Origin of the sequence: Limimaricola variabilis, from assembly GCF_014195545.1 — a bacterium.
Lineage (GTDB): Bacteria > Pseudomonadota > Alphaproteobacteria > Rhodobacterales > Rhodobacteraceae > Limimaricola > Limimaricola variabilis.
In genome coordinates this window covers 78,854-105,338 of the sequence record NZ_JACIBX010000010.1, presented here as the reverse complement: position 1 = coordinate 105,338, position 26,485 = coordinate 78,854, and the positions used below count along the sequence as shown (strand labels likewise).

Genomic DNA, 26,485 nt, shown 5'->3' with positions numbered 1-26,485 from the left:
CGCGACCGCCGCGATGCCAGACTGCTCTGTGGACAGATCACAAGTCTGCGGCACTCGGCATGCGTCTACTCGGCCAGCGGGTGACTCGGCAGTCGCGGCGACGCCGGACGCTTTCCATAATGGTAGACTCTTCCGCAGTCCATCTTCGTCCTCATAGGTTATCGACCAGGGACAGCTTCATGGCTCCTGGGGCCGCCCCGTTAGAAATGTCGACCCGCAGCACATCAATCTTTCTGACGATGCACCTTGTACCAGCGCCGCTGGGCCGCAGGTACGACGCAATCCAGAACACTGCCACGAAGACCTTTTTGACAGCCCCACTCAAGCAGTATTGAGACATTGACGCACTTGGGCTTGGCCGTCGGTGCTTTCTTGGCCGGGCCCACCGTAAGCCGGATTGCTACCAGATTGATTGCGCGGCCAGGCATCATGCCCTCACCGGTTAGACGATATAGACCCGAGTTATATTGCGCTCAGGCAGCCGCTATTCTGCTGGCATATCGCCTTCATGATATACGCTTATGTTATAGCAGGGATCGGAGTTTGGCTTCGTCCGCGTTGCTTTGGAAAACACCGTTTGCCACACACGATGCATCGTTGCGCGAATGGCTCGTCCCGAGGAGGGGAAGCCCGCGACGCTTCGCTCAAGGGAGGACCTACGATGCATACCAAGACGAAACTGCTTGCCGCGGGGACGCTCGCTGCGCTTCTTGCTACGACCGCGACCGCGCAGGAGACGACGCTGCGCCTTGGCTCGCATCTCGCCGCAACCGCGCCCGGCGTGGCGGAGGGCTCGCAGGTGCTTGCTGATCGGATCGGCGAGCTTTCCGGCGGTAATGTCAAGGTTGATATCTTTCCCGGCGAGCAGGCCGGAAAAGCACTGCAAATGTATGATCTTGTCAAGGCCGGCGCCGTGGACATCGGCACCGTAGCCACCGGCTATGTTAGCAGCGACAAGCTGCCCTTGATCGGTGTGCTCGAACTGCCGGGCCTCGCCTCCTCGACCTGCGCTGTGACCGAGGCAATGTTCGAACTCGGCGCCGAGGGCGGGCTCATCTACGAAAACGAGCTCAAGCCCAATGGTATCCGGGTTCTGGCCTACATGCCCTACCCACCTTACGGCCCGGCCGTGTCCCGCCGGGACATCGAGCAGGTGTCCGACTTGCAGGGGCTGAAGATGCGAAACGCCGGTGGCATGATGGAGCATACCGTCGTCGCACTGGGTGGCGTGCCAGTGAAGATGTCGGCCCCAGAAGTGTTCCAAGCCCTACAGCGCGGCACCATCGACTCGGTGCTGTTCTCCTTTCTTTCGGTCGCAAGCTATGACCTTCAGACCGTGGCCGAGCACGGCACCACTGGCTACAGTTTCGGCACCCCGGGCGACCTCCTGATCATGTCCGAACGCCGCTTCAACAGCATGAGCGAGGACGAGCAGAATGCTTTAATCGAGGCAGGCCGCGACGCTTCAATGCATTGGTGCTCCTACGTGGACCAAGTCGAGTCCGATCATATCGAGGAGATGCGCGAGGCAGGGCTCGATCTTCACGTCTGGACCGATGAGCAGGTTGCCGAACTGAACGAGAAGACCGCCTCGGTGACCGAGGAATGGGCGGCTCAGCTCGACGGCCGCGGCAAGCCCGCGACCGAAGTTATCGAAGCGTTCCGCGCGGCGCTCGCTGATTGACCCGGCTTGCCTGGCGGCTTGCCATGACAGGCACACCGCCAGGCCCCTTTCACGCGAACCCCAAGGGACCGTTCATGCCAACACCGCAGACCGACCCCTCGCCGCCATCGGTGCTCGCTCGAGCTTCCGACTTGGTCGACCGCGCGCTTTCAGCAGTCGAGAAGGGCACGCTTGCTCTCGCCGTGCTGGCGCTGTTCGGCATCATGGTGCTGATCTTCATCGACGGCGTGCTGCGCTACGTCGCCAACAGCCCGCTGACTTTCGTGGTCGATGTGGTCGTACTCTACCTTATCTCGGCAGGCTTCCTGCTGGTGCTCTCCTACACGCTGCGCCATAACGGCCATATCCATGTCGAAGTTTTCGCCGACATGATGCCCAAGCGGTTGCAGCGGCTACTCTCGGGGCTGGCCTATCTCGGCGCGGCGCCGGTGGTCGGCATCATGGCGATCGAGATGATCCACCTCACTCTTGAGTCCTACGTACAGGGCGAGGTGCTGATCGGTCTTTACCCGATGCCTCTGTGGCTCTCTAAGGCAATCGTTGCCTTCAGCCTCGCTGTGCTCGAATTGCGCATTCTGCACATGGGCATCTTCAATACGCTCTCGGCGCTCACCAACCGGCCGCGGCTGGCCATCCGCATGAGCCTACCGATCGATAACCCAGAAGAGGAAATGGTCTGATGGACGCCCTTCTTGGCATTTTTGCCCTCTTCGCCTTGCTGGTCATCGGCGCCCCTGTGGCTCTGGCCTTGCTGATGTCGGGAGCGCTCGGCCTGTGGCTGGTCGGCGGCTCGCAGCTTCTGGTAGGCATCCTGGGTACCACCGCCGGTTCCTCGATTCAGGGCTACGAATTTGCCACCGTGCCAATGTTCATCCTGATGGCAAATTTCATCATTTCGAGCCGCGTTAGCGACGACATGTTCAACATTGCGAGGGTCTGGATGGGCCGCACGCCAGGTGGGCTCGCACATGCCACGGCGCTGACCGGCGCTGCTTTCGGCGCGATTTCCGGCTCAAGCACCGCTGCGGCGGCCACGCTGTCGGCCACGTCGATTCCCGGCATGCTCAAGCAAGGCTACAGCCCCAAGCTCGCCACTGGCGTAGCAGCGATCTCGGGCACGCTCTCGATGCTGATCCCGCCCAGCGTTGCGATGATCATCTACGCGCTGCTGGCGGAACTGAGCGTTGGCCGGATGCTGATCGCAGGCGTGATCCCGGGGATCCTTGTCAGCTTGACGATCCTCGCCACGGTGGCCTTCCTCGTCTGGCGCAACCCCGAGCATGCGCCCGCCGGGGAACGCTATACGCTGCGTGAAAAGATCGTCGCCACCAAATCCGCCTGGTCGTTCATCTTCCTGTTCCTGATGGTGACCGGGGTGATCTACACCGGCATTGCCACCCCCACAGAGGCATCGGCCTTCGGCGCAGTCGGCGCGCTATTTCTCGCCGTGCTGCGACGCACCCCAGCCAAGGAGCTGATCCGTGCCGGTGTGACTACGGCGCAGGCCACCTGCATGATCGGTTTCATCATCATCGGTGCGCTGGTGTTCGGCTACTTTCTAACGCTGTCACAAGTGACGCAGACGATCATCGATACGCTGGTGAACTCGGGCATCCCACATATCGGCATCATCATCATGCTGGTGTTCATCTACCTGATCCTGGGCTGCTTCATGGACATCATCGCGATGCTGATCCTGACAGTGCCGGTGGTCTACCCGCTGATCCTGCAACTCGGTTACGACCCGATCTGGTTCGCGGTGGTAACAATCGTAATGGGCGAGGTCGGCATGGTGACGCCGCCGTTGGGCATGAACGCCTTCGTGATCGCGAAATATACCAATATTCCGGTGGGACAGATCTTCGAGGGCTCTATTCCCCACGTGATCGCCCACTTGATCGCGGTGGCGCTTCTCATTGCCTTTCCCGAGCTTGTACTCTGGCTGCCCAACACGATGGACGGCTGAGTCCTCCTGCCTTGCGATCCTCCCCTGGCGCCGCCCCGACCCTTCCTGGTCGGGGCGGCGTTCATTGTCATGATGACATTCATGCATACGGCTTGGCGCTGCGATCAGAGACTGGCAAAGAAAACGGCGCCCCGGAGAACCGGGGCGCCCTGCATGTGCCGTTTGAGCCAAGTCTTAGCGCTGGATGTAGACGCTCTTAGTGTAGAGGTAGGTATCGAGATGGGCGAGGCCGCCCTTGGCGCCGTAGCCGCTCATCTTCGTACCATTGAAGCCAGTGATCGGGTCGATAAGCCCGTAGCAGTTCACCCACATCGTGCCGGAGCGGATCTGCTCCACTACGTTGAGCGCGGTCGAGACATCGCGGCTCCAGACCGCGCCGGCCAAACCGTATTCGGTACGGTTGCCGATCGTGATCGCCTCATCAATGTCATCGAAGGGAATGACCGATACCACCGGCCCGAAGATCTCCTCTCGCGCGATGGTCATCTCCATGTCGACCCCGCCGAAAACCGTGGGCCGCACGAACCAGCCCGGCCCCGACAGGGCTTCGCCGCCGCAGACAAGCTCGGCCCCCTCGGCGCGCCCGGCCTCGACATAGGCCATCACGCTGTCACGTTGCGCCTGCGAGATTAGCGGGCCGAGCTGGGTGTCGGGATCAAGCGACGGGCCGAGCCTCAGTCCACGAGTATATTCGGCCAGCCGCGCGGTGAATTCTTCAGCGATCGACCGGGCCACGACGATGCGCGACCCGGCGAAGCAGATCTGGCCGGAGTTGTTGAAGATGCCCATTGCTGCGCCGGGCACGGCACGATCGAGATCGGCGTCAGCACAAACGATATCGGGCGACTTACCCCCGAGCTCGAGTTGCAGCCGCTTGATGTTTGTAGTCGAGGCTTCGATGATCCGCCGCCCCGTGGCGGTTGATCCGGTGAAGGCGATGCGATCCACGTCTCCATGCCTGGCAAGTGCGTCGCCGGCACTCGCACCATGGCCTGTCACTACGTTGATCACCCCTTTCGGCAAGCCGATCTCGTGCAACATCTCGATCAGGTGCAATACGCTCAGCGAGGCTTCGGCGGCGGGCTTGAGCACAGCCGTACAGCCGGTAGCCATCACAGCCCCTGCAATCCACCAAATCGCGGTGAGTGAACCATTCCAAGGCGTAATGCCGCCGATCACCCCTACCGGAGCGCGTAGCGTCATCGTCGTGACCTCGCCAGGCAGACCATTCTGCAAGGTCTCTCCGCGAATGTTCAGTGCCATCGCGGCGAAGAATTGCACCATGCGCTGCGCGCCTGCCTTGGTCGCGCGCGTTCTGGAGATCGGTGCGCCCATATCGAGCGACTCGATCTCGGCCAACTCGTCGAAGCGGCGCTCGAGCAGGTCATAGGCTTTGAACAGCAGGGCCTGACGCTGATAGGGGGACCAGCGCGACCACTCACCCTCGAAGGCAATACGCGCGGCCTTCACGGCAAGGTCGACATCTACTGCCTCGCCCGCCGCGATCCGACCGAGCCGCTCGCCGCTCGAGGGGTCGAACACGTCGATCTCGGCCCCATTCGCGGCAGGTATCACTGCGCCGTCGATCAGCAGGCCATGGTTTTCGCGGTCCAGGAAACGCCTGGTATTTTCACCGATGGTTTGGCGGGGGGCGGTCATCTCGTTACCTCGGGCTGGGGGTCTGGGGTCATCGGCAGTCAATCGAACAGGAACACGCCCTTGCCGATTTTTTTCTGATCGAACAGATGGTAGGCCTCTTCGGCCTGATCGAGGCGGAACTCGTGGGTGAACAGCGCGTCGACGTCGACGCCGCGTTCCATCACGAAATCGGCGCAGGCGGACTGGAGGTTCTTGGAGAACGTCAGAGCGCCGACCACCGAGCGGTTCCTGAGGATCAGGTCACTGCTCAGGAACTGCACTTCGCCGCCATAACCGGTGAGGCAAGTGATACCCCATGTTCGCGTCGCACGGATTGCCTGGGTGCGGGCAGTGGCGTTGGCACTGCACTCGATCGCCTTATCGGCGCCGAGACCACCCCGGGTCACGTCACGGATTGCGGCAACTGGATCGTCTTTCGCCGGATTGATGAGGATATCGGCGCCGAAGCGTCTTGCCATGTCGAGTCGCTCCACGCCGACATCGAGAGCGATCACCCGCGCACCCATCGCCTTGGCGAACAGCGTGGCACTCAGTCCCACCGGCCCCTGCCCCCAAACGGCAACGGTCTCGTCGCCAGCGAGATCCACCCGTTTCAGAGCGGCATAAGCCGTGCCGCTGCCGCAAGCCACTGCGGCCCCCGACTTGAACGACATCCCGTCGTGCAACTTGATCAGCGTATGGGCTGGCACCTTCATGAACTCGGCATGAGCGCCGTTGCCGTTCAGCCCGCCATAGACAATCGGCCCCTCGTCGCACAACTGCGTCCAGCCTGAGCGACACTGATCGCAGCTGCGGCAGCCGTCGTAGTGATGCACCATGACCCGATCGCCGAGTTTCGCGTCCTGCGGACGGACCGAGGCCCCCACGGCCTCGACCACGCCGCAGGGCTCATGCCCCTCGATGACGATTTTCTCCTCGGGCCGCTTCGGCTCATGTAGGTGATGCAGGTCGCTGCCGCACATACCCGAAGCTTTCATGCGGATTATCACCTCGTCGGGGCCGGGCACCGGGTCGGGATAGTCCCGTATTTCGATCCGCCCTTCCCCGAGAAAAACCACCGCCTTCATCCATTCCACTCCTGTCCGGTTCCGGACACGCGCGGCGCGCGGCCCTCGTTTCCCCAGCCATAGGCGTAAGGCGAAACGCATGGAACGCGTATGGCCACGTGAAAGCTTAAGGTTATCGCACCAGGTTATGGCCAGACCGGGCTGGGCGTTGCAAACCACGGACACCGAGCGACAAGCTGACCGCGCCTGACCCGACCACCGGAGACGCCGAAATGACGGATACCGAGCCCACTCTCATCAATCATCTGCGCCGCAAGATGCAGTCCGGCGAACTTGCGGTTGGAATGATCAACCGGCTGGTGCGCGGCGCTGAAATCGTGGCCATCGCCAAGACAGCTGGCTTCGACTGTCTGTTCATCGACCGCGAGCACAACGGCTTCTCGCTCGAGACCACGGCGCAGATCGCGCTTGCCGCCAACATGGCGGGGCTAACACCGTTAGTGCGGGTGGCACAGCTCGACGAGGTCGAGATCGCGCAGGCCTTCGATGCGGGGGCCATGGGGGTGATCATTCCCGGCATCGAGAGCGCGGCGCAGGCGCGTACGGCGGTTGCGGCCGCCAAGTTCCCGCCGCTCGGCCGCCGTTCGGTCATGCCCTGCCTGCCGCAGATGATGTTCCGCCCAATGCCCGCGCCGCAGGCGATGCAAGCGATCAATGACGCCACGCTGGTGATCGCGATGGTCGAGTCACGCGCGGCGCTCGACGCTGTCGAAGAAATCGCCGCGGTGCCAGGCCTCGACATGCTACTGGTCGGAGCAAACGATCTGAGCAACATGCTCGGCCACACTGGCGATTTGGGCCATGAGGAGGTGCGTGCCGGCTTTGCGAATGTAGCGAAGGCTTGCCGGGCCAACGACATCTTCTTCGGCGTCGGGGGCCTGGGGCAGACGCCCGAGTTGGCCAAGGAGATGATCGCCTTGGGGGCACGCTATGCCACCGCCGGGGCCGACATCACCTTCATGACCAATGCCGCCATCGCCAACGCAAAGAAGTTCGTCTGACGGCTGACAGCGTCAGCCGGCGAGGAAATCCAGTATTTCCCTCTCAGCGATCCGCGCGGCGCGGCCCCGATGACCTCTGGTCTGCGCCGCCATGTGCGGCGTGAGGATCAGGTTGGGCGCGGCGGCGAGTGGCGCCGGAACATACGGCTCGGTGTCCAGCACGTCGAGCGCAGCACCAGCGATGCGACCTTCGTGTAACGCCTTGATCAGAGTCTTGGTATCAACGAGCGTTCCCCGCCCCACATTAACCAGCCGACCACGGGGCCCGAGCGCATCGAGCACCGGCGCGTCCACGATCCCCTCCAGATCTGGCGTGCCGGGCACCGCCAGCACCAGTACGTCGCTGGCTCGCGCCAGTGCCTTCCAATCCGGAAAGAGCGGCACACCGAGATCCTGGTTCGAGGCGCGGTCGAGCCCGGCGAGCGTCATCCCGGCAGCCCTTGCCCGTTGGGCAAGGGCTTGGCCGATGCGACCGCTCAGGCCGGCAATTCCCATGCAGGCGCCCGACAGGCTGTCGCTCAGTTCGAAACGACCTTTGCCCCAGCCGCCGCTACGCACGAAGTCCTGTGCCCTGGGCAGATTGCGAAACAGCATCAGTGTCAGTGCCATCGCGTGATCGGCCACATCCTCGGTCGCCGCCTCCGCGATGCATCGCAACCGGATTCCACGTGCTGCCAGCGCAGCGCTGTCGATCCGATCGCGGCCCGCGCCGTGTGATACCACCAGCCCGAGACTCGGCAACAGCCTCAACAATGTCGCATCGCAGCCTCGTGAGGCACTGGTCATCAGGACCCGAACTGCGGCACGGCACCCCTGGCTTTTGCGAATGATTGCATCGACATCCGAAACCTCACAACGTAGCCCGGCGCTATCGATCTGCGGGTACTCCATGCATTCGAGCGCAGGGAATGAGAAAACTGGCCACATGTCGAGGCATTCCTTTACGTCGACAAAAGAAGCATCCGCTCGATGGTAAACCCCCATGACAGAAGGGCCATCCATTTCATCCGAGGTGCCCTCGAAGCTCCAATTTTAGGCTATACCCTACGATCAAAATGGCCATCGATTCTGCCTCGGCCTTGTCTTCACCACTCTCGCGGCGCCTATCCTGCTCTGGCCGCTCTTCCGGCGGCGGAGGACTGACATCCATGGCCGAGCTGGCCCTCGTGCGACTGCTCCGACAGCCCAGTTTCCGTGACCTTTGGGTCGGCATTAGCCTGTCGAACATGGGCACTATGGTGCAGACCGTGGGCGCCGGTTGGCTAATGGCAAGCATCGTGACCTCCAGCGGCATGGTCGCGCTGGTGCAGTCCGCCACGACGCTGCCAATCGTGCTGTTCTCGGTCATAGCAGGCGTTTTCGCCGACAGCTACGACCGCAAGCGGGTGCTGATGGTAGCCCAGATCCTGATGCTGTCGGTATCAGCGATGCTGGCGCTCGGCACGGCGGGGGGCTGGATCGCGCCATGGTCGTTGCTGCTGTTCACCTTCCTGCTCGGTTGTGGCACGGCGCTGCATACACCGTCCTGGCAGGCCTGCATCGGCGATGTCGTGCCGCGCGACGACATCGCCGATGCGGTCACGCTCAACGGAATGAGCGTGAATCTGACCCGCAGCCTTGGGCCCGCGCTCGGCGGCATGATCGTCGCCGCCGCAGGTGCGGCGAGCGCCTTCGCGTTCAACGCCATCAGCTACCTGCCAATGATCTACGCGCTCAGCCGCTGGCGCGGCGGCCTCCCTGCCTCCAACCTGCCGCGCGAAGAGTTCCACCGCGCGATCGGTGCCGGGCTGCGTTACGTTTCGATGTCGCCAAACCTGTTGACAGTTATCACACGCGGCTTTGTTTTTGGCGCGGCCGCGATCGCCGCGATGGCGTTGATGCCGCTGGTGGCGCGCGACCTCGTCGGAGGCGAGGCGGTGGCCTATGGGTTGTTGCTGGGTGCCTTCGGAGTGGGTGCCCTGGGAGGCGGGGCGCTCAATGCCCGTCTGCGTACGCGGTTCGGCGCCGAGACGATCATCCGCATCGCCTTTCTGGTTTTCGCGATCTGCCTGCCGCTGATTGCCGCGAGCCGTTCGCTGTGGCTCACCGGCCTTCTTCTGTTGCCGGCCGGCGCGGCCTGGGTGCTGGCGCTGTCGCTGCTCAACGTGCTGGTGCAGCTTTCGACGCCGCGCTGGGTGGTCGGACGAACGCTGTCGCTCTACCAGACCGCCTCCTTCGGCGGCATGACGCTGGGCGCCTGGGGCTGGGGTGCGGTGGCCGAGGCGCGAAGCCTGCCGATGGCTCTGGCCCTCGCAGGCGCGCTGGCGCTGGCCGGGGCCGCGCTCGGGCTCCGCCTGCCGCTGCCCGATCTCGTGGCCCGCAATCTCGATCCGCTGAATCGCTTTCGTGCGCCGACGCTGGCGCTCGATGTCACGTCGCGCAGCGGGCCGGTGCGGGTCTATCTTGAATATCGGGTTCCGGAGGAGCGTCTCGCTGCGTTTCGCGAGGCGCTGACTGAGCGGCGCCGGATGCGGTTGCGCGACGGTGCGCGGCATTGGAGCCTTTTGCACGACATGGAGGACGCGCAGCTTTGGACCGAGACCTACCAGTTTCCGACCTGGGCGGATTACCTACGCTATACGCAGCGGCCGACCCAAGCCGATGCCGAGATGGCTGACCGGCTGCGCGGCATGACAATCGATGGCGAGGCACCGCGCATCCGGCGGATGATCGAACGTCATAGCGTGCCGCCCGCGCGCGACATGGTGATCAGGCCGAACCCGGAGTTACTTTAGAGCTTCGGATACCTAATGCCTATCGCACCAGCTCAGGCAACTCTCGCGCCATCTCGGGAAGACCGTAGACCGACTTGATCTCAAGATGCTCTTCGAGGCCGAATACCCCCATCGAGCGCCCTACTCCGGATTGCTTATAGCCGCCCATCGGTGTCAACGAATTCGTGGCTGCGCCGTTGACGCAGACGCGCCCGGCACGCAAACGGTTGGCGACTTCGCGGCCCCGCGCCTCGCTGCCTGCGAAAACGTAGGCCCCGAGGCCAAAGATCGAGTCATTGGCGAGGGCCAGTGCTTCCTCCTCGTCGGCATATGAGATGACCGAGAGTACCGGCCCGAAGATTTCCTCACGCGCCACTGTGGCGTCGGGGGCCACGTCGGCGAGCACGGTAGGACGCACGAAGTAGCCCCTGTCGAACCCTTCAGGCCGGCCTGGCCCACCGCAGACCAGCCGCGCGCCCTCGTCGAGGCCAATGTGGATATAGCGTTGCACGGTATCGAATTGGGCCTTGTTGGCAGCAGGGCCCATGGTCGTCGTCGGATCGCGCGGATCTCCGATCACGTAAGCCTCGGCCTCCTCGACAAGGATCGGCAGCACGCGCTCCAGCTGGTCGCGATGCACCAACATTCGGCTCGGCGCGTGACAGGACTGCCCGGTGTTGAAGAAGCAGCGGCGGATGTTCCAGCGCGCCGCAGACTCCAGATCGGCGTCGGGCAGCACCAGATTGGCCGACTTTCCTCCCAGTTCCAGAGATGTCCGCTTGATTGTCCGGGCTGCTACCTCGCCCACTCGCGCTCCTGCACCTGTTGATCCGGTGAAGGAGACGAGATCGATCTCCGGATGACTGGCCATCGCTTCACCCACGACCCGGCCGGGACCAATTACGAGGTTGAATACTCCCGGCGGCACACGGGCCGTTTCCATCACCTCGGCCAGAATCAGTGCGCTGAGCGGCGTGGCGTCCGACGGCTTGAGCACCGTGGTGCAGCCCGCAGCCAAAGCGTAGATTAGCTTGATCACCGAGGTCTGGATCGGCCAGTTCCAAGGCGAGATTAGCGCGCAGACGCCGATCGGCTCTCGGCGCAGGATGGTGTCGTCGATCCGCGTTTCGAACCGATAGGTTCTCAGCAGATCACGCGCGACCTTCATATGTTCGGCCGGGCCGGTGACCTGTGCGCGGGAGGAGACGGGTATGCCCGCCTCCAGCGCGATGACGCGAGCGAAATCTTCCTGCCGTGCCTCGTAGGCCGCGATGATGCGGTCGATCAGGGTAATGCGCTCTTCGACCGTGCTGTGCGAAAAGCTCTCGAAGGCCCGCCGGGCGGCGGCGGCGGCGCGATCCACGTCGGAGGCATCGCCCCGTCCGACGCGGGCCGCCACGTCTTCGGTTGTCGGGTCGATCACCTCATGGGTATCGTCGGTCGCCGGCTCGACCCAGGATCCGTCGATGTAGAGCTTGCGGTGATGATCGGTATCGAGGGGCATCTCGTTCCTTTCGGCTCAGTCGGTCACGACGAATGGGTATAGCCGCCATCGCAGGCGATGGTCTGACCGGTGATGAATGCGGAGGCGGGAGAGGACAGGAACATCATCAACCCGACAAGATCCGTCGGCAGCATGCCGCGTTTGATGCATTGCTGAGCGACTTGGCTCTCGCGAAGCGTCTGGGTCGGGTTCACGGTTCGCTCCACCTCGGTCGCGACTGCGCCGGGGCGGATGCAGTTCACGTTGATCCCGTCTTCGCCGAGTTCGCGGGCCATGGCATTGGTGAAGCCAATCATGGCCGATTTGGAGGTGACGTAATGCATGTAATTCATCACGCCCTTGGGCACCGCGTCCGAAGCAATGTTGATAATTCTGCCGCCACCCGCCATGCGCATCAGGGGCGCCACCGCGCGGGCGCACAGAAACGGCCCATTGATATTGACCCGGATCACTCGGTCCCATTCCTCGAGTGGGATGTATTCGAACTTGCGCTTGTCGAGTGAGGCGAACATCGCGGCGTTGTTGATCAGCACGTCAACCCGGCCGAACTCGGCCATGGCGGCATCAGCCATGTGCTGGACGGACTCCGGATCGGCAACATCGACCTGAACGGCCAGCGCGCGGCCGCCGCGGTGATAGATCTCGTGCGTCACCCGCCGCGCCGCGTCTTCGTTGAGATCGGCCACGACCGGCAACGCGCCTGCGGCGGCGAACTGCCGCGCAATTTCACGGCCGATCCCCTGCCCCGCCCCTGTGATGAGCACGACGCGCTCTGCCACGCTGAAATCGCGCGCCGCCTCCGGCACACCGGAATCTTGCGGGGCCTTGACCACCTTCACCTCACTCACTGCATCGGCTCCTCTGCCCGGCCCGCCGCGCACTGTCGGGGTCGCGGATCGAGCATTGCTGGTTTCATGCGATGCCGGGGGCCCCGGCGGCGCGACGAAACGGCACGACCCCCCGGGCCGGCTGTTCTCGTCCTCTTATCGGAACGTGCACGATGCCATGGCAACCCGCATGAGCGGATCGGGCAACCGGCCGATAGGCCTGCGTTATAGCCCGCGGTGCCGGGGGGATACCCGGCATGCCGGCAATAGCCTTAATTGAACTCAACCGAGGATTCGGGACGATCCAGAACCGAAAGAGGAGAGCGATCATGCGCATTTCGGAAGCGGCGAAGTCTGAAGGCGGCAACGTAGGGTCGATGCGGGCCGGTGCTTTGGCCCAAAAGTTTTTACTGGAGGGCCAGGACGACAGCCCGAACAACTACCTGCTCAATGTCGGGCTAACCGGCTCGGGCGGCTGGGGCACGCCGCGTCACCGACACAACTTCGACCAGATCCGCTACGTCTTGAATGGCGAATATCCCGTATCGCCGCACAAGAAGATGAAGCAGGGCTCGGTCGCCTACTTCCCCGAGAGCGTGCATTATGGGCCTCAGGACCGCCCCGAGGGGTTGGAAATGATGGTGATCCAGTTCGGGGGCGCCAGCGGTTCGGGATTTCTCTCCGTTGCAGGCCGCGAGGCGGCGAACAAGCGACTGGAGCAGAAAGGCAAGTTCGAGAACGGGGTCTTCACCTGGGTCGACGAGAAGGGCCAGAAGCACAATCAGGACGGCTCCGCCGCATGCTTCGAGGAGGCCACCGGCCAGAAGCTCGTGTTTCACAAGCCGCGCTACGACGACGTCATCATGTTCGAGCCCGAAGCCTATGCCTGGACTGAAACCGGGCAAAAGGGCGTGCAGACCCGCCATCTGGGCACCTTTACCGAACGTGACACCCGCATCGGCTTTCTCAAGATCGAGAAAGGCGCCAGCTTCGACACCGGGACGCGCGATCAAATCCAGGTTCTGTTCCTAAGCGAAGGCGCGATTTCTGTGGACGGCGAGAGCTACGGCCCCAAGACGGCGATCGAGCTGACTCCCGGGGATACTCCCACGCAGATCCGCGCCGAGGAGGACGCTCTGTTCCTGTCGGTGCACCTGCCCAAGTTCTGAAGCCGGAAGACGGCGGTCATTCCGCCTCCGCAACTCCGTCCTGCGCCGCCGCAGCTTCCTCGGCGGCGCGGGCGACCGTGGCGCCACAATCCTTGATGACTGCCACGAGATCGCGACGCGGCTGGTCCATGACATAGCCCTCACGGAAGAAGACCGCGATGTTGCGGTGCAGGACCGGATCCTCGAAGGGTAGCACCGCAATCCGTCCCGCCTCGAGATCGGCGCGCACCGCGTGTAGCGGCAGAACCGCGATGTGATCAGTCTGCCCGACCACCGATTTCAGCAGCGAGGCCGAGCCGCAGACGGTAACCTGCGTCGGCGGACCGACATGCATGGTGGCCATGATCTGGTCGAGCACCGTGTGCGAACGCCGCGATGTCGGCGACACCCACGGGTAGCGCATCAGATCGTCCCAGTTCGGACGGCCCTGTTCGAAGAGCGGGTGGCCCGGTCTGACGATGACGCACAGGATGTCGCGGAACAGCACTTGCTGGCGCAACCCGTCGAGCATGTCGAAGACTTCGGTATAACCGATCACCAGATCGAAATCGCGCCGCAGCAATCCGGTCAGCAGGTCGATCTGCGCGCTCTCCACAATCTGTAACTGCCCCTCCGGATAGGTATCGTGCCATCGGCTCAATGCCATCGGCATGATCGACCCAGCGAGGCTCGGCAGGACACCGACGCGCAACGATTCCGAGACGCCGTCGCGCGCGTTCTCAAGATTGCGTCGAGCCAGTTCGATCTCCTCGCGGATCAGCCGCGCATGACAGTAGAGGATTTCACCATAGCCCGTCGGCACGACGCCGCGCGGCCCGCGATCAAGCAGTTGCATCCCGAGCGCGGCCTCAAGACGATCCATAGACGTCGATAATGCAGGTTGCGATATGCCGAGTCTGTGCGCCGCACGGTTCAAGCTGCCATGCTCGATTACCGTGGCCAGATAGATCAGTTTCTTCGGATCCATGTCATCCATGATGGCGCGACCCCCTTCTGCGCATGGCCGCGCCCCATCGCGGAGGTTTCATCCTGCCTGCGCGACACTGCCGTCGCAAGCCGCGCCGACGCCGGCCCAGATTGGGGCCACCGCTCGGTTCCCTACCACTCCGCAATCGAACCGTCGGCGTGGCGCCAGACCGGATTGCGCCAGCGATGGCCAGTTTGCGCGGCGCGCATGACAGCGGCCTCATCGATCTCGACGCCCAGACCGGGCCCCTGAGGGATCTGAACGCGGCCCTCCTTGTAGTGGAACACCGACGGGTCGACGAGGTAGTCGAGGATGTCGCTGCCTGTGTTGTAGTGAATGCCGAGGCTTTGTTCTTGAATGAAGGCGTTGTGGCTGACCGCGTCGACCTGGAGGCAGGCAGCCAACGCGATCGGGCCCAGCGGACAATGCGGTGCCAGCGCCACGTCATAGGCCTCGGCCATGGCAGCAATCTTGCGGCACTCGGTGATGCCGCCCGCATGGCTCAGGTCGGGTTGGATAATGTCAACGCAACGCGCCTCGAACACCCGCTTGAAATCCCAGCGCGAATAGAGTCGCTCGCCGAGTGCGATTGGCGTCGCCGATCCACGCGCCACCTCGGCTATGCCCTCCAGGTTCTCGGACAAAAGCGGCTCTTCGATGAACATCAGACGGAACGGCTCAAGTTCGCGGATCAGCGCCTTGGCCATCGGGCGCTGCACCCGGCCGTGAAAGTCGACGCCGATGCCGACATGCGGCCCAACCGCCTCGCGGACCGCCGCGACATTGGTCACCACCGCGTCGATCTTGGCGTGGCCATCGACGATCTGCATCTCCTCCGAGCCATTCATCTTCAGCGCGGTAAAGCCGCGCGCGATCGCCTCGCGTGCGTTCTGCGCCACGTCCGAAGGCCGGTCGCCGCCAATCCAGGAATAGACCCGGATATTGTCGCGACACGGCCCGCCGAGAAGTTGATGCACCGGCTGGCCAAGTGCCTTACCTTTGATGTCCCAGAGCGCTTGGTCGATGCCGGCGATGGCGCTCATTAGGATTGGCCCGCCACGGTAGAAGCCGCCGCGGTAGAGCGCCTGCCAGTGATCCTCGATCCGCGCCGGATCGCTACCGACCAGATGATCGGCCATCTCGTGGACGCAGGTCTCGACGGTCTGCGCTTTGCCCTCCACCACCGGCTCGCCCCAGCCGCAGATGCCTTCATCCGTTTCGATCTTCAGAAACAGCCAGCGCGGCGGAACGATGAATGTCTTGAGGGCGGTGATCTTCATGTCGTTTCCGACTCTGGTGATGGAGTATGGGGCGGCCATATCACCCGTCGACTGCGTGTATCATAGACTGGGCCACGGCGCGCGTCACCGGCAGCGGCTCGGTCCGCCGGGATCAGGCGCTGTCGAGACCGAAGATCGGCGCACCGGCAATTCCGAGCTCAGGCGGGAACTCGGCCTTCAGTATCGATCCGGTATCGGACTCGGTAATGAACAGGCTGCGCCGATCGGGGCCGCCGAAAGCGCAGTTCGTGGTGCCAAGACCCCGCGGCGACCGCACGACGGCCACGGGCCGACCGAGCGCGTCATGCACCCAGACGAGACCCATTCCAGTTTAGCAGACAACGACGCCGCCCATCTCGTTCTCCTCCCAGATGTATGCATGCTTTATGCGGGCGGCATCCGCCGCCCGGAGGCGTTTCAGGTTTCCTTGGTCCTGAGGTCTCTCTTCGCCAGGCGACGCTTCACCATCGGCCCCACCACCACAGCCACGGTCAGAGCCACCAGCACCAGACTCGTCGTGTTGGCGAAAAGCACCGTCCAGTCGCCGCGGCCGATGCGGAGCGCCAGCCGCAGGTTCTCCTCGGCGAAACCGCCCAAGATCAGGCCGAGCACTACTGGCGGCAGCGGGAACTTCAGCTTGTCCATCACCCAACCGATCGCACCGAAACCCAGCATCAGATAGACGTCGAACATCCGCCCGTGGATCGAGTAGACGCCGATCAGCATCAGCACGATGATCACCGAGCCCAGCAGCGGCCGCGGCAGGTTGAGGAGCCGCGCGAAGCTGTTGGTAGCCAGCGAGCCGCCGAGCAAAATCAGCAGGATCGCGCCGAACAGGAACTGCCACATGAAGCCGAACACCACGTCCGGGTTCTCGCGGAACAGCATCGGCCCCGGTTGCAGCCCGTGCACCAGCAGCCCGCCCAGCATGACCGCGGCGACCGCGGCGACCGCGGTGCCGGGGATGCCCAGTGTCAGAGCCGGGATCAGTGCCGAGGCGGTGTCGGCGTTGTTCGCCGTCTCCGAGGCGGCGACGCCCTCGGGCTCGCCTTCGCCCCAGGTCTCGGGGGTGCGGCTGGCGCGGCGCGCCTCATTGTAGGACATGAAGGCCGCCATCGAGCCGCCCGCACCCGGCAGGATGCCGATCCAGATGCCGATGAAGGACGAGCGCAACCAAGTTTTCCAGAAGCGGCCCATGCGCGGCAGAGTCTTCCAGATCGGCTCGGTGCCAAGCTTGGAACTGTTGACGCCGTCGGTCTTCAGCGGCGTCTCCAGCAGGTCGATTACCGGTGGCAGTGCGTAAAGACCGACCAGCAGGATGACGATGGAGATGCCGTCGAGCAATTCGAGTTGACCGGAGGTGTAGCGATCGGTGCCGAAGATCGGGTCGGAGCCGATGACCGAAACGAAGACCCCGAAGCAGGCGCTGATCAGCCCCTTGATCGGGTTGCCGCCGAGCAGGAAGATGATCGAGGCAAGGCCAAAGACCGCGACCCAGAACACCTCCGAGGGGCCGAACAACAATGTTACCTTGGAGAGCGGCGGCGCCAGCAGCATCAGCGCGAAGGCCGAGGCAATGCCGCCCACCGCCGAGGAGACCACTGCCACCTGTAGCGCGTAGCCGCCCTCGCCCTTCTGCGCCATCGGATAGCCGTCGAAGGTGGTGGCGACGGCGGCCGGCGTGCCGGGGATGCGCAGCAACACTGCCGGGATCGCACCGCCATACATGGCACCGTTGTAGATGCCCGCCATCAGGCCGAGGGCGACCAGCGGTTCCAGACCGAAGGTGAAGGGCACCAGCACCGAGATCGCCATGGTGGCCGAGAGGCCGGGCATAGCGCCCACCACGATGCCGGCGATCACGCCGATGATCACAGCAAGGAAGTTGCTGAGCCCGAGAACCTCGGGCAGCGCGTTCAGAAGATCGGAATACATGTGAGCCTCACTGCCAGAGCCGGCCGGCGGGGAAATCCTGTGACATCCCGAGATCGAAGATCGCCCAGGCACTGCCCACAACGATGGTAGTCGCCAGCGCAAGGCCCGCCGGGCTGCGATAGCCGAACAGCCAAGCCACCAGCGGAATGGCGATGGCGGTAGCGGGGTAGAAGCCAGCGAGATCCGTGGCGACGGCATAGCCTGCGATCAACGCGAAGGCGCCGATCACCCGACGGGGTGCCTGCGTCAGGGGCGCCGTTTTGCTGCCGGCAGAAGCCCGGCGCTGGTCGCGGATCAACAGGATCGCCGATAGAAGGATGAGCCCCGCCAGCATGGCCGCCGGTAGAAGTGCCGAAATCGGGCGCAACCCGGTGGTTGGCACGAGAAAGGCGAGGGCAAGGAAGATGATGCCGAGCGCGGTGAGCGTCTCGGGCCGGACAAGGCGGCTGGGTCGGTGGTCCGACATGGCGCAGGCTCCGCGAGTTAGGGGTGAACTGGGCGCGCGGGCGACGAGCCGCCCGCGCGTGAACCGATGCCGGCTCAGTTCCAGGGGGATGTTTCCCAGACGCCCTGGGCGAGGTCATGGAGCTCTTGCGTCAGTGCCTTGAACTCCGCGCCGGTCACCACCTCGACCGGGTTGGCAGTGGCGTTCATCGCCTCGATGAACTCGGGATCAGCCTCGAGCTGGGCGAAGGCCTCTACCAGCTTGGCCTCGACCTCTTCCGGCAGGCCGGCCGGCGCGACAAACCCGCGCATTGAGCCGTTCACCAGATCGACGCCCTGCTCCTTGAAGGTCGGCAAGTCGGGCGCGAATTCCGACCGTTCTTCGGTGGCGACGCCAAGCAGGTTGAGTTCCTCTTGGAATTCGGCGACCTCGGAGATGTTGAGGATGCCCATCGCCACGTGACCGCCCATCAGCGCGGTGCGCGCCGGAGCCGATCCCTTGAAGGGCACGATGGTAAACTCGGCACCAGTCAGCTCCTGGAGCTTGATCAGCATGAAATGGTCGTCGCCACCCAAGCTCGACATGCCGACAGTGACGGCCCCGGGATTGGCCGTAGCCTCCTCGATCAGCTTGTCGATGCTGTCGAGACCGCTGCCCTTGCGGGTGACGATGACATTGGGGTCGTTCACGACGTTGGCGAGATAGGTGAAGCTCTCGGTGTCGTACTCGGCCTCGCGGTCGATGGTGCGTGCCATCATCCCCGGCAGGTTGAACGTGCCCAGCGTGTAGCCGTCGGCATCGGCATGCGCCGCTTCGGTGATGCCGATCTGGCCGGAGGCGCCGGGCATGTTCTTGACGACGACGCTGGCGCCATCGCCAAGATACTTTTCGATGAAGGGCGCGGCGGTGCGCGCCATCACATCGGTGCCGCCGCCGGCGGAATAGCCGACGATGACCTCGATCGGCTTCTCGGGATATTCGGCCCATGCGGCTCCGGCCAGCATGATCGCGGCACCCGTCAGGACCGCCTTGTGCATGAAGTTGGACATCGTTCTCCTCCCTATCGGTTGATGTCAGATCTATGGAAAGGCGCAGCCGCGCTGCGCCAGCGCCGCGTCCACCCAGGACCGGTCATTGCGCCCCTCGGCGATAGCCTGCATCTGCTTCGCTTCGGCGTCCTGCTTGGCCTCGGTGCGGGCCAGAACCTGTTCGGCATCGTCGATCGGCACCGCGAGCACGCCGTCGCTGTCGCCCAGCACGATGTCGCCTGGGGACACGATCATCCCGCCCAGATTGACAGGCACGTTGATCTCGCCGGGCCCGTCCTTGTAGGGGCCGCGATGTGTAATACCGGCAGCGAATGTAGGCAGATTGGTCTCAAGAAACGCATCCGCATCGCGGATCGCCGCGTCGAGCACGAAGCCCGCGACGCCCTTTCTGACGGCATAAGCCAACATCAGCTCGCCCATCAGCGCATTGGTCAGGTCGCCGGCGGCATCGACAACGATCACGTCGCCGGGCACGGCCATGTCGATCGCCTTGTGCAGCATCAGGTTGTCGCCTGGCCGCGACTTCACGGCCAGCGCCACGCCAGCCATGCCACCCGAGCGGTGCATCGGCCGCAGCCGCGGCCCGGCGCCGCTCATCCGTGCCATGGCGTCCGAGACGTTGGCGACCGGCAGCCGGGCAAAGGCCTCGACCAGTGCGCGCGAGGCGGTACGGTGGCGGGTTAGGATGCGAAATCCCTGGGACATGTCAGTCCTCCATCTTGGCCAGCGGCGCCCTCGACGCCTCCAGCAGCCTTCGGTTCACGATACGGGCGGGCGGCACGGGGCGGCCCTCCAGGATGTCGATGATGCCGCGCACAGCTTCGACACCGACCCGGGCGCCGGCCTCGCGCGTCACGCCGCCGATATGCGGGGTGACGGTGATGCGCGGCTCTGCCCAGAAGGGGTGGGCGGCGCCCGGCGGCTCGGTGGCGAAGCTGTCGAGCCCCGCCCCGGCCAGCTGGCCCGAGCGCACCGCCTCCAGGAGCGCCACCTCGTCAATCAGCCCGCCGCGTGCGGTATTGATGACGAAGCTTCCCTTCGGCATCTGTGCAAGCGTATCGGCGTTGACGATGGCGCGGGTCTCTTCGGTCAGGGGCAGTGAAGGCTGAGGATCTCGGCGCGCGGCAGCAGTTCGGCCAGCGTCTCGCAGCGGGTGGCGTCGATCTCGCGAAACGCCTCGTCCGGTGCATAGGGGTCGAAGCCCACCAGTTCGAGGCCGAGGGCCTTGGCGAACCGCGCGGTGGCTTGAGCGATGGCTCCCATGCCGACGAGACCGAGCGTCGCCCCTGCCAGTTCACGCCCTTGGAACCCTGGCTTCTCCCAGCGACCTGCGCGTAGGCCGGCATCCAGCGGCACGACCCGTTTCACCACGGCCAGCAACAGCGCAATGGCATGCTCGGCCACGGAGACGGCGTTCGCTCCGGTGGCCACCAGCACCGGGATGCCCCGCCGCGCCGCGGCCTCGAGATCGATGTTGTCCACCCCGACCCCGTGCTTCGAAATGACGTGCAGATGCGGGCACGTTATCCCGAGCTGAAGACGAGCCTCGTCGTCGCTAACTCCACCACGCTTATCTCCGACGTGGCGGCGGGCCGGCTCGACGCCGCTGTGGTGGCCGAGCATGTCGGCTTCCCCCCTGCCCTACGCTGGAGCCCTTTCCTTTGCGAGCCCCTTTGGCTGGTTGCGCCGCCGGGCACTGAAATCGAGGGCGCGGCGCAGGCGCTTGCTACCCTGCCCTTCGTCCGGTTCCAGAGTCCAGTACCGCTGGCCAACCTGATCGACACCGAACTGTCGCGCTTGGGGGTGGTGACACAGGACGTGGCCGCTATCGACACGATCGGCGCGATCATGACCTGCGTGCGCCAAGGCCTTGGTATCTCGGTGGTGCCCCACGTTGCATTGCAGGAACCAGAGAACGAGGCGCTGGTACGCATTCCGTTCGGCGAGCCCCAACTGACCCGACGGATCGGACTGGTGGAACGGCAAGTCTCGACGCGTGGCGAGATCATCGAGCGCATCCATGGCGCCCTTGTTGAGCTTTGTGGGTCATACGGGGTGCAGCGCTCTCGCCCAAAGGCAGATCTCTCTCCGCTTCCTGAACCAAGTACTTAATAGAGGGCGGCCTTGGATATGCTTCGAACTAAACCGACATGGAGGTAAGCGTGAGTATGATGGTTTTTCTTCGGTTGTTCCCTGCCCTTTTTTGGATGGAACACGAGCGACATCGAAGCACTGCTCTGCATGGCATCAACAGGCGAGCCATGCCAAATCGCCTGTCATAATTTTAGATTTTCGGCTTTGGTTGGGAGGTGTCCGTCACTTCTTTCGATTGCAATGCGCGTCAGTTCAATTCCTCCAATGAGCACTACTTGGTACCATAGGATATCCAGGGACAGCCAAGAGTATCCGTAGCATTCGGACCCTACCCTACACTTGTGTAGACATTCGCGATCATGCTGTGCGTCGCGTGAACGTTGACAGAATAATACTATCTTATAACAATACTATACGTCGCGAACCTGCATTATTACATCAGGAGTGACTGCTTATTGATCCGCCGATTTTCGATACTGTACCGTTCCCCGCGGTACCGTAGGGTACCCGTGGGTATCCAACCAATGGCATTCAAGCCACACGATACCAATGGTCAGCCATGTCGGTGCAGTCCTGGCCTTGCCATGCTACTCCTTCCTATGGGTAGGTTGAGGCAGAGCAGTCAAGAACAGGGAAGCTGGTTCATGCCTACCATATCATTCGCCAGTTCAAAGGGTGGCGCAGGCAAGACCACGTCTTGCATCGTCCTGGGCACTGAACTTGCGGCACAAGGCACACAAGTCGTCATCATAGACGCTGATCCGGCGCAGCGTCTGAAACGGTGGTCGCAGCTTGCGCCGCTACCGCAGGGCATCGAGGTGGTCGCGAGCGCTGGAGAACGTCACATTCAGGATGAGATTGCTGTCGCACGAGGCCGCGCTCCGTTCGTACTGATTGACTTGGAAGGGACCGCCAGCCGATTGACGTCGTTTGCTATCTCCGAGTCCGATCTCGTCATCATTCCTGCTGGTGAGGAACAACAGGATGCAGATGCCGCGATCGAGACCTTGGCTGAAGTAGCCATGGAGGGCAGGGCTCGCCGTCGAGACATTCCTGCGGCCATCTTGTTCGCGCGCACCTCTGCTGCTGTAAAGAGTAAGCTGGAGCGCCATATTCAAGCCGAACTAAAGGCCGCGGCTCCAGTCTTTGCCACGCAACTGCACCGCCGCACGGCGTTTTCATCGCTGCACAATGCCGGCGCTGGACTTCGCGATCTCAACCCTGCCGATGTGAATGGCATCGACAAAGCGGTCGAGAACGCGCAGCGCTTCGCGTCCGAGGTGATAGACATGCTTGAGGAGGCCATGAATGCCCAAGTCGCTTGATTTCAGCCGCTTGCAACAGTTCGAACCCGAGTCTCGCCAGCGGACGGCGCCACGTGATGAGGTACGACCGCGACGAGAGGCCCCGGATTCCTCATTTTCCGAATCATCTCGGGAAGGAAGTTACGCGGCCTCACCAGCACGATGGCCAAGCCGCCAAGAAGTTCGAGATGGTCAGATCTCTATCAAGGCGCCGCTCGATATCATCGAGCGCTTCAAGCTTCTTTGCAAATCCGATCGTCGGACCTATGCCGATATGCTCGACATCCTGATGCGTGAGTTTGAAGGGCAGGGGCGGCGGTGAGTCACTTCTATCCCTTTCGGGATTCATAGATTCATAGATTCAGGGTCCTTTTTTTCTCATGTATTCAGGATGCTACGGGCCAATCTGTGAAGTTTTCGGGGTTTGCGGTGAGGTTCTCGGGGCAAGAAGTGAGGTCTCCGGGGCGACGGATGAGGACTTCGGGGCCTAAATGTGAGGTTTCCGGGGGAACGCGGCTCGACTTATCCACAGACGTCTTTGCTGGGCTTAAAATGTGAATCTTGAGCAAAATTGTGTTTCACAATAAATCCGACTCACCCTAAGGTGGCGCCATGTCTGAAGAGCTCCGTGTCTTGGCCTTAACGCCATCCCGTGATGAGGCCATTAAGCCCTCCGAACTGATTCAAATCACGGGCCATCAGACGCTTACACTAAACGCGCGCCGGGCGATCACGATCCTTTGGCACAATGCCCACCAGCAGGGGATCCGCGAGGGTAAGGATTATACTATCGAGCTGGCTGAGTTGCGGCCGGATGGGCATAAAGGCTCTGAAATGGTCGAGGAAGCGATCGTTTCGCTGATGCAGACGATTCTAACTGTGAAGCTTTCGGGGGGGCGGACGCGCCGGGTACAGTTTCTCGGTGGCAACGACATGGATGACCCTGACCGCCGAGCCGGAACGCTTAGCTACTCCTTCGACAAGCGGTTGGTGGAGATGCTTCGCGATAGTTCGATCTGGGGCAAGATCGCACTGCCGGTACTGATGGCGTTCAGCTCTAAGTATGCGGTTTCACTTTATGAAAACGCTTCTCAGTGGTCAAATCTGAGCCGCAAGGTGTTTCAAGAGATCGGGCTGGACGACTTCCGGCAGATGCTGGGCGTAGAAGAGGGCAAGTATCCGGCCTTCGGCGCACTTAACAAGCATGTGCTGAAACCGGCAGTAGACGAAATCAACGCCCTTGCGCCTTTCAATATCACGGTCGCGCCCTTGAAGACCGGGCGACGGGTCACGCATATCCGTGTCGGTTGGTGGCGGAAGTCGGAAGAAGAGCTCAAGGCGGCTTGGGCAGAAGCGCAGAGGCCCAAGGTCGGTCGACGTGCCCGCATCGCAGGACAGGTGCAGCACATTGCACCCTTGCCCTCTATAGCAATCTCTTTGCGCAAAGAGCGCCTAAGGCGGAAGGCTACCCCGGATTCCTCACTATTGGATGATAGCTGATACCGTATCAGAAGGTTGTCAGCTCCAACCTATGGCTTCCTGTAGCTTGGTTTAAGGCTGATGCCACATCCCCCGGATTTCTCATTCTTCGCGAGGGCAAGTCAGAAGAAATCTCGCGGCGTAGTGGTGGAGGCCAGCCGTTCTGCCGATCCGGTCATGCTGTCGGGCGTATGGCCATTATGCCTGATGACATAAAACCCGCCTTTCTTGAGACTCTGACCTGAGCCCGTCATCCGCCTTCTTCAGGATGAAGGCGATCTGCTGTTTGCTGAACCAAAATGTCCGCATCGGTCTTCCTTGCGTTGTTTGCTCGGCAGTTTACGAGACTTTTCCCAATGCCAGCGGTCCAATTTCCCGGAAGCAGGTCACGATCTAAGGCTATGTGGCCTACTGGTCCAATGTCGTTTTCATGGCAAATTTGGCGGATGAGATGTTTTTCAGAGCCGAGTGGGGCGGTGCAGGTAGTAATCGAGCTGCTACTTCGGGCTCTGACCGAATAGCCTATCAGCAGCACCTCCCACTCACGCAACCGACGCAGAACATCGCTGGGCGTTGCAAGTCATAGCGCGGTCACGCACGTCGGTTGCCCGCGTCTTTTGCGCCGACGGCGGCATGCCTGCGGATGGTGTCGACGCACTGACCGAGCGGGAGAGCCGAGCATGGAAACTTACCAAGTCTTCAAATCCGGGCCACTTACGAAAAAAACAGACATGATATGGTATTCTTATGTAAGAAAAATGATAGAACATATTGCATATATGAAAATCCTTGGGGTAACTTTGGTTCTGTTGGCAGGAGGGCCGACCCGGAGAGGTCGAGGGGGCGGCAACGAAAGGGGGTGCCGTAGGTGCCTGTGCAGGTAGCCCTGGTTAAGCGCATTGTCTCGGTCTTCTCCGACACAGAGTGAAGCGACCATTGCTGGGAGGAGACCCATATGACGCAGATTCAGACCACCACCGTACTGGGACGTTGGCGACCGATAGCGCACAGATTGATGATCTCGGGCGCGATGCTCATGGGCTTTGCGCAGAGCGCGCTGGCGCAGGAAACGACGGAGATCACCGTGTGGTTCGGCCGCGAAAATTTCATCCCTGCTGATGCGTTCGAGAGCTTCCACGCGGCCAACCCTGATATTCAGGTGACCACCGACGTGGTACGGCTTGAGCAGGCCGTAGCCGACACGCTCCGGGCGGCGCAATCTAACAGGGCGCCGGATATTGTGCAGGTTCCAGCTGACGGGCTTGCCCCGTTGGTGGCGCAGGGCGCAGTCAGGGACGTCTCGAGCCTACTGGAGGCTTGGCGGGCCGAAAATCCGGCGGCACTCGACGATATCTCCTCGGTCGGCCTTGAGATGGCCTCCCTCGATGGCACGCCCTATGGTGTGACGCTTTATGCGGGTCCGTTCTGGTACACCTATCGCAAGGATTGGTTGAACGAGGTCAGCTTGGATGAGCCGCAGACTTGGGACGATGTCCTTGAGTTCGCCCGTGCGGCCAAGGCCGAGGGTTATACAGGCTTTGCGCTCATCGGCAGCAGGGCGCATGATCCGGTCTGGTTCCTGTCGGCCTTCATGTCTATGGGCGGGCAGTTCGAGAACGGTGTGCCGCAGCTCGACAGCGAGGCCGGGCACTACCTGCTGGGCTTCTACCAGACGCTTGTGCGCGAAGAGCTGACCTCTCCCGATGTGCTGGCCTGGGATTCGAGCGCCATGCGCACGGCCTTCATCGGCGGAGAGGCGGCGCAGGCGCTGCTGGGCGACAACATCTATCCGACCTTGAACGAAAGCCTGGAGTGGGATGCGCAATGGGCGGGCGCGCGTCCGCCGGCGCGCCCGGGCGCGGAGGAGGCGGCCCGCACCATGACGCTCGGCTGGCCGTTCCTGGTGACGACGGACGCGGCCGAGGACGCGGCTATCCTCAAGGTCATGCAGTATCTGGCCCACCCGGAGAATGTCGGCGAGGTCTCGGCGCGTTACCAGCCGGGCACGGTTCTGTCGGTGTTCGAGTCCGAGGACTACAACGGGGTCAAACCCTGGGCCTCCAGCTTCGCGGAAGCCTTCTCCGATCTGGCGCCGCTGCCGACGCATCCGCGCCAGACGCAAATCTACCAGATCCTGCTCGACGCGATGCAGGAGGCGCTGAACACGCCCGACGGCGATCCGGCCGCGATCGCGGCCAAGCATCAGGCCGCCATCCGCGATCTCGTCGGCGGCTGATCCGCGCAACGCTACGCCAGTCAGGGGCCGGAGACATCCGGCCCCCGCCCTGTCCGCCGCACGCAT

The 26,485-nt window shown here is 62.8% G+C and carries 22 protein-coding genes and 1 pseudogene; 11 read left to right on the top strand and 12 right to left on the bottom strand.

Features of this window, described 5'->3' with window-relative positions; all coding sequences use genetic code 11:
* Window positions 1-661: 661 nt before the first annotated feature.
* From dctP to FHS00_RS13315, 3 genes are all read left to right on the top strand, one after another.
* Window positions 662-1,684: a TRAP transporter substrate-binding protein DctP gene (gene dctP, locus FHS00_RS13325; RefSeq protein ID WP_183474572.1), complete on the top strand. Its 1,023-nt coding sequence runs from the start codon at window positions 662-664 to the stop codon at window positions 1,682-1,684.
* A gap of 74 nt (window positions 1,685-1,758) precedes the next feature.
* Window positions 1,759-2,364: a TRAP transporter small permease subunit gene (locus tag FHS00_RS13320; protein WP_183474571.1), complete on the top strand. Its 606-nt coding sequence runs from the start codon at window positions 1,759-1,761 to the stop codon at window positions 2,362-2,364.
* Complete coding sequence (locus tag FHS00_RS13315; protein WP_183474570.1) at window positions 2,364-3,650, top strand: TRAP transporter large permease; 1,287 nt, start codon at window positions 2,364-2,366, stop codon at window positions 3,648-3,650. The genes FHS00_RS13320 and FHS00_RS13315 overlap by 1 nt, the downstream gene beginning before the upstream one ends.
* 174 nt (window positions 3,651-3,824) lie before the next feature.
* On the opposite strand, the gene FHS00_RS13310 is transcribed toward FHS00_RS13315, so the two are convergent.
* On the bottom strand, window positions 3,825-5,309 hold the full coding sequence (locus tag FHS00_RS13310; protein WP_183474569.1) for an aldehyde dehydrogenase family protein: 1,485 nt from the start codon (window positions 5,307-5,309) through the stop codon (window positions 3,825-3,827).
* Window positions 5,310-5,347: 38 nt separating this feature from the next.
* On the bottom strand, window positions 5,348-6,376 hold the full coding sequence (locus FHS00_RS13305) for a zinc-dependent alcohol dehydrogenase family protein (protein WP_183474568.1): 1,029 nt from the start codon (window positions 6,374-6,376) through the stop codon (window positions 5,348-5,350).
* Window positions 6,377-6,588: 212 nt separating this feature from the next.
* Between FHS00_RS13305 and FHS00_RS13300 the strand changes: the two genes are divergently transcribed.
* Window positions 6,589-7,377: an HpcH/HpaI aldolase family protein gene (locus FHS00_RS13300; protein ID WP_221188841.1), complete on the top strand. Its 789-nt coding sequence runs from the start codon at window positions 6,589-6,591 to the stop codon at window positions 7,375-7,377.
* A gap of 12 nt (window positions 7,378-7,389) precedes the next feature.
* On the opposite strand, the gene FHS00_RS13295 is transcribed toward FHS00_RS13300, so the two are convergent.
* Entirely contained in the window at window positions 7,390-8,304 is a 915-nt protein-coding gene (locus tag FHS00_RS13295) for an NAD(P)-dependent oxidoreductase (RefSeq protein WP_183474567.1), read from the bottom strand.
* Window positions 8,305-8,525: 221 nt separating this feature from the next.
* On the opposite strand from FHS00_RS13295, the gene FHS00_RS13290 reads away from it, so the two are divergent.
* Window positions 8,526-10,151, top strand: a complete 1,626-nt coding sequence (locus FHS00_RS13290) for an MFS transporter (RefSeq protein ID WP_183474566.1) — start codon at window positions 8,526-8,528, stop codon at window positions 10,149-10,151.
* A gap of 19 nt (window positions 10,152-10,170) precedes the next feature.
* Here the strand turns inward: FHS00_RS13290 and FHS00_RS13285 are convergent, their stop codons facing one another.
* Together FHS00_RS13285 and FHS00_RS13280 are read right to left on the bottom strand one after the other, a co-directional pair.
* Complete coding sequence (locus FHS00_RS13285) at window positions 10,171-11,634, bottom strand: aldehyde dehydrogenase family protein (RefSeq protein ID WP_183474565.1); 1,464 nt, start codon at window positions 11,632-11,634, stop codon at window positions 10,171-10,173.
* 23 nt (window positions 11,635-11,657) lie between these two features.
* A complete protein-coding gene (locus tag FHS00_RS13280; RefSeq protein ID WP_183474564.1) occupies window positions 11,658-12,482 on the bottom strand; it encodes a glucose 1-dehydrogenase in 825 nt (274 codons plus the stop codon).
* Window positions 12,483-12,790: 308 nt separating this feature from the next.
* On the opposite strand from FHS00_RS13280, the gene FHS00_RS13275 reads away from it, so the two are divergent.
* Window positions 12,791-13,630, top strand: coding sequence for a cupin domain-containing protein (locus FHS00_RS13275; protein WP_183474562.1), 840 nt, complete (start codon window positions 12,791-12,793; stop codon window positions 13,628-13,630).
* Window positions 13,631-13,646: 16 nt separating this feature from the next.
* On the opposite strand, the gene FHS00_RS13270 is transcribed toward FHS00_RS13275, so the two are convergent.
* The 7 genes and pseudogenes from FHS00_RS13270 to FHS00_RS13235 all read right to left on the bottom strand — a co-directional run bounded on the left by FHS00_RS13270 (window position 13,647) and on the right by FHS00_RS13235 (window position 20,929).
* Window positions 13,647-14,597, bottom strand: a complete 951-nt coding sequence (locus FHS00_RS13270) for a LysR family transcriptional regulator (protein WP_281372316.1) — start codon at window positions 14,595-14,597, stop codon at window positions 13,647-13,649.
* Window positions 14,598-14,728: 131 nt separating this feature from the next.
* Complete coding sequence (gene dgoD, locus FHS00_RS13265; RefSeq protein ID WP_183474561.1) at window positions 14,729-15,877, bottom strand: galactonate dehydratase; 1,149 nt, start codon at window positions 15,875-15,877, stop codon at window positions 14,729-14,731.
* Window positions 15,878-16,294: 417 nt separating this feature from the next.
* Entirely contained in the window at window positions 16,295-17,812 is a 1,518-nt protein-coding gene (locus tag FHS00_RS13255) for a tripartite tricarboxylate transporter permease (protein WP_183474559.1), read from the bottom strand.
* 7 nt (window positions 17,813-17,819) lie between these two features.
* Window positions 17,820-18,278, bottom strand: coding sequence for a tripartite tricarboxylate transporter TctB family protein (locus FHS00_RS13250; protein WP_183474557.1), 459 nt, complete (start codon window positions 18,276-18,278; stop codon window positions 17,820-17,822).
* A gap of 74 nt (window positions 18,279-18,352) precedes the next feature.
* On the bottom strand, window positions 18,353-19,306 hold the full coding sequence (locus FHS00_RS13245) for a Bug family tripartite tricarboxylate transporter substrate binding protein (protein WP_183474555.1): 954 nt from the start codon (window positions 19,304-19,306) through the stop codon (window positions 18,353-18,355).
* A gap of 30 nt (window positions 19,307-19,336) precedes the next feature.
* Window positions 19,337-20,011 (bottom strand): RraA family protein, encoded by a 675-nt coding sequence (locus FHS00_RS13240; RefSeq protein ID WP_183474553.1) that lies wholly within the window; start codon window positions 20,009-20,011, stop codon window positions 19,337-19,339.
* Between the two features lies 1 nt (window position 20,012).
* A pseudogene (locus FHS00_RS13235) lies at window positions 20,013-20,929 on the bottom strand (hydroxyacid dehydrogenase).
* Here FHS00_RS13235 and FHS00_RS13230 point away from each other — a divergent pair.
* The 5 genes from FHS00_RS13230 (at window position 20,819) to FHS00_RS13210 (ending at window position 26,419) form a co-directional block, all read left to right on the top strand.
* Window positions 20,819-21,418, top strand: coding sequence for a LysR substrate-binding domain-containing protein (locus tag FHS00_RS13230; RefSeq protein ID WP_183474551.1), 600 nt, complete (start codon window positions 20,819-20,821; stop codon window positions 21,416-21,418). The pseudogene FHS00_RS13235 and the gene FHS00_RS13230 overlap by 111 nt on opposite strands.
* 626 nt (window positions 21,419-22,044) lie before the next feature.
* Window positions 22,045-22,725 carry a ParA family protein gene (locus FHS00_RS13225; protein ID WP_183474549.1) on the top strand — a complete coding sequence of 227 codons (681 nt, stop codon included), beginning with the start codon at window positions 22,045-22,047 and terminating at the stop codon, window positions 22,723-22,725.
* Window positions 22,709-23,026: a hypothetical protein gene (locus FHS00_RS13220; RefSeq protein ID WP_183474547.1), complete on the top strand. Its 318-nt coding sequence runs from the start codon at window positions 22,709-22,711 to the stop codon at window positions 23,024-23,026. Before FHS00_RS13225 ends, FHS00_RS13220 begins: the two co-directional genes overlap by 17 nt.
* A 290-nt stretch (window positions 23,027-23,316) precedes the next feature.
* Window positions 23,317-24,204, top strand: coding sequence for a replication initiation protein (locus FHS00_RS13215; protein WP_183474545.1), 888 nt, complete (start codon window positions 23,317-23,319; stop codon window positions 24,202-24,204).
* A gap of 934 nt (window positions 24,205-25,138) precedes the next feature.
* A complete protein-coding gene (locus FHS00_RS13210) occupies window positions 25,139-26,419 on the top strand; it encodes an ABC transporter substrate-binding protein (protein ID WP_183474543.1) in 1,281 nt (426 codons plus the stop codon).
* The last annotated feature ends 66 nt before the right edge of the window (window positions 26,420-26,485 follow it).

Bases quoted from the DNA above. Each gene is read 5' to 3' on its own strand.
- FHS00_RS13295 (WP_183474567.1), bottom strand. From the start codon at position 8,304: ATGTGGCCAGTTTTCTCATTCCCTGCGCTCGAATGCATGGAGTACCCG.
- FHS00_RS13285 (WP_183474565.1), bottom strand. From the start codon at position 11,634: ATGCCCCTCGATACCGATCATCACCGCAAGCTCTACATCGACGGATCC.
- FHS00_RS13250 (WP_183474557.1), bottom strand. From the start codon at position 18,278: ATGTCGGACCACCGACCCAGCCGCCTTGTCCGGCCCGAGACGCTCACC.
- FHS00_RS13270 (WP_281372316.1), bottom strand. From the start codon at position 14,597: ATGGATCCGAAGAAACTGATCTATCTGGCCACGGTAATCGAGCATGGC.
- FHS00_RS13315 (WP_183474570.1), top strand. From the start codon at position 2,364: ATGGACGCCCTTCTTGGCATTTTTGCCCTCTTCGCCTTGCTGGTCATC.
- dctP (WP_183474572.1), top strand. From the start codon at position 662: ATGCATACCAAGACGAAACTGCTTGCCGCGGGGACGCTCGCTGCGCTT.
- FHS00_RS13230 (WP_183474551.1), top strand. From the start codon at position 20,819: ATGCGGGCACGTTATCCCGAGCTGAAGACGAGCCTCGTCGTCGCTAAC.
- FHS00_RS13240 (WP_183474553.1), bottom strand. From the start codon at position 20,011: ATGTCCCAGGGATTTCGCATCCTAACCCGCCACCGTACCGCCTCGCGC.
- FHS00_RS13310 (WP_183474569.1), bottom strand. From the start codon at position 5,309: ATGACCGCCCCCCGCCAAACCATCGGTGAAAATACCAGGCGTTTCCTG.
- FHS00_RS13255 (WP_183474559.1), bottom strand. From the start codon at position 17,812: ATGTATTCCGATCTTCTGAACGCGCTGCCCGAGGTTCTCGGGCTCAGC.
- FHS00_RS13320 (WP_183474571.1), top strand. From the start codon at position 1,759: ATGCCAACACCGCAGACCGACCCCTCGCCGCCATCGGTGCTCGCTCGA.
- FHS00_RS13210 (WP_183474543.1), top strand. From the start codon at position 25,139: ATGACGCAGATTCAGACCACCACCGTACTGGGACGTTGGCGACCGATA.
- FHS00_RS13220 (WP_183474547.1), top strand. From the start codon at position 22,709: ATGCCCAAGTCGCTTGATTTCAGCCGCTTGCAACAGTTCGAACCCGAG.
- FHS00_RS13305 (WP_183474568.1), bottom strand. From the start codon at position 6,376: ATGAAGGCGGTGGTTTTTCTCGGGGAAGGGCGGATCGAAATACGGGAC.
- FHS00_RS13290 (WP_183474566.1), top strand. From the start codon at position 8,526: ATGGCCGAGCTGGCCCTCGTGCGACTGCTCCGACAGCCCAGTTTCCGT.
- FHS00_RS13225 (WP_183474549.1), top strand. From the start codon at position 22,045: ATGCCTACCATATCATTCGCCAGTTCAAAGGGTGGCGCAGGCAAGACC.
- FHS00_RS13300 (WP_221188841.1), top strand. From the start codon at position 6,589: ATGACGGATACCGAGCCCACTCTCATCAATCATCTGCGCCGCAAGATG.
- FHS00_RS13245 (WP_183474555.1), bottom strand. From the start codon at position 19,306: ATGTCCAACTTCATGCACAAGGCGGTCCTGACGGGTGCCGCGATCATG.
- FHS00_RS13215 (WP_183474545.1), top strand. From the start codon at position 23,317: ATGTCTGAAGAGCTCCGTGTCTTGGCCTTAACGCCATCCCGTGATGAG.
- FHS00_RS13275 (WP_183474562.1), top strand. From the start codon at position 12,791: ATGCGCATTTCGGAAGCGGCGAAGTCTGAAGGCGGCAACGTAGGGTCG.
- dgoD (WP_183474561.1), bottom strand. From the start codon at position 15,877: ATGAAGATCACCGCCCTCAAGACATTCATCGTTCCGCCGCGCTGGCTG.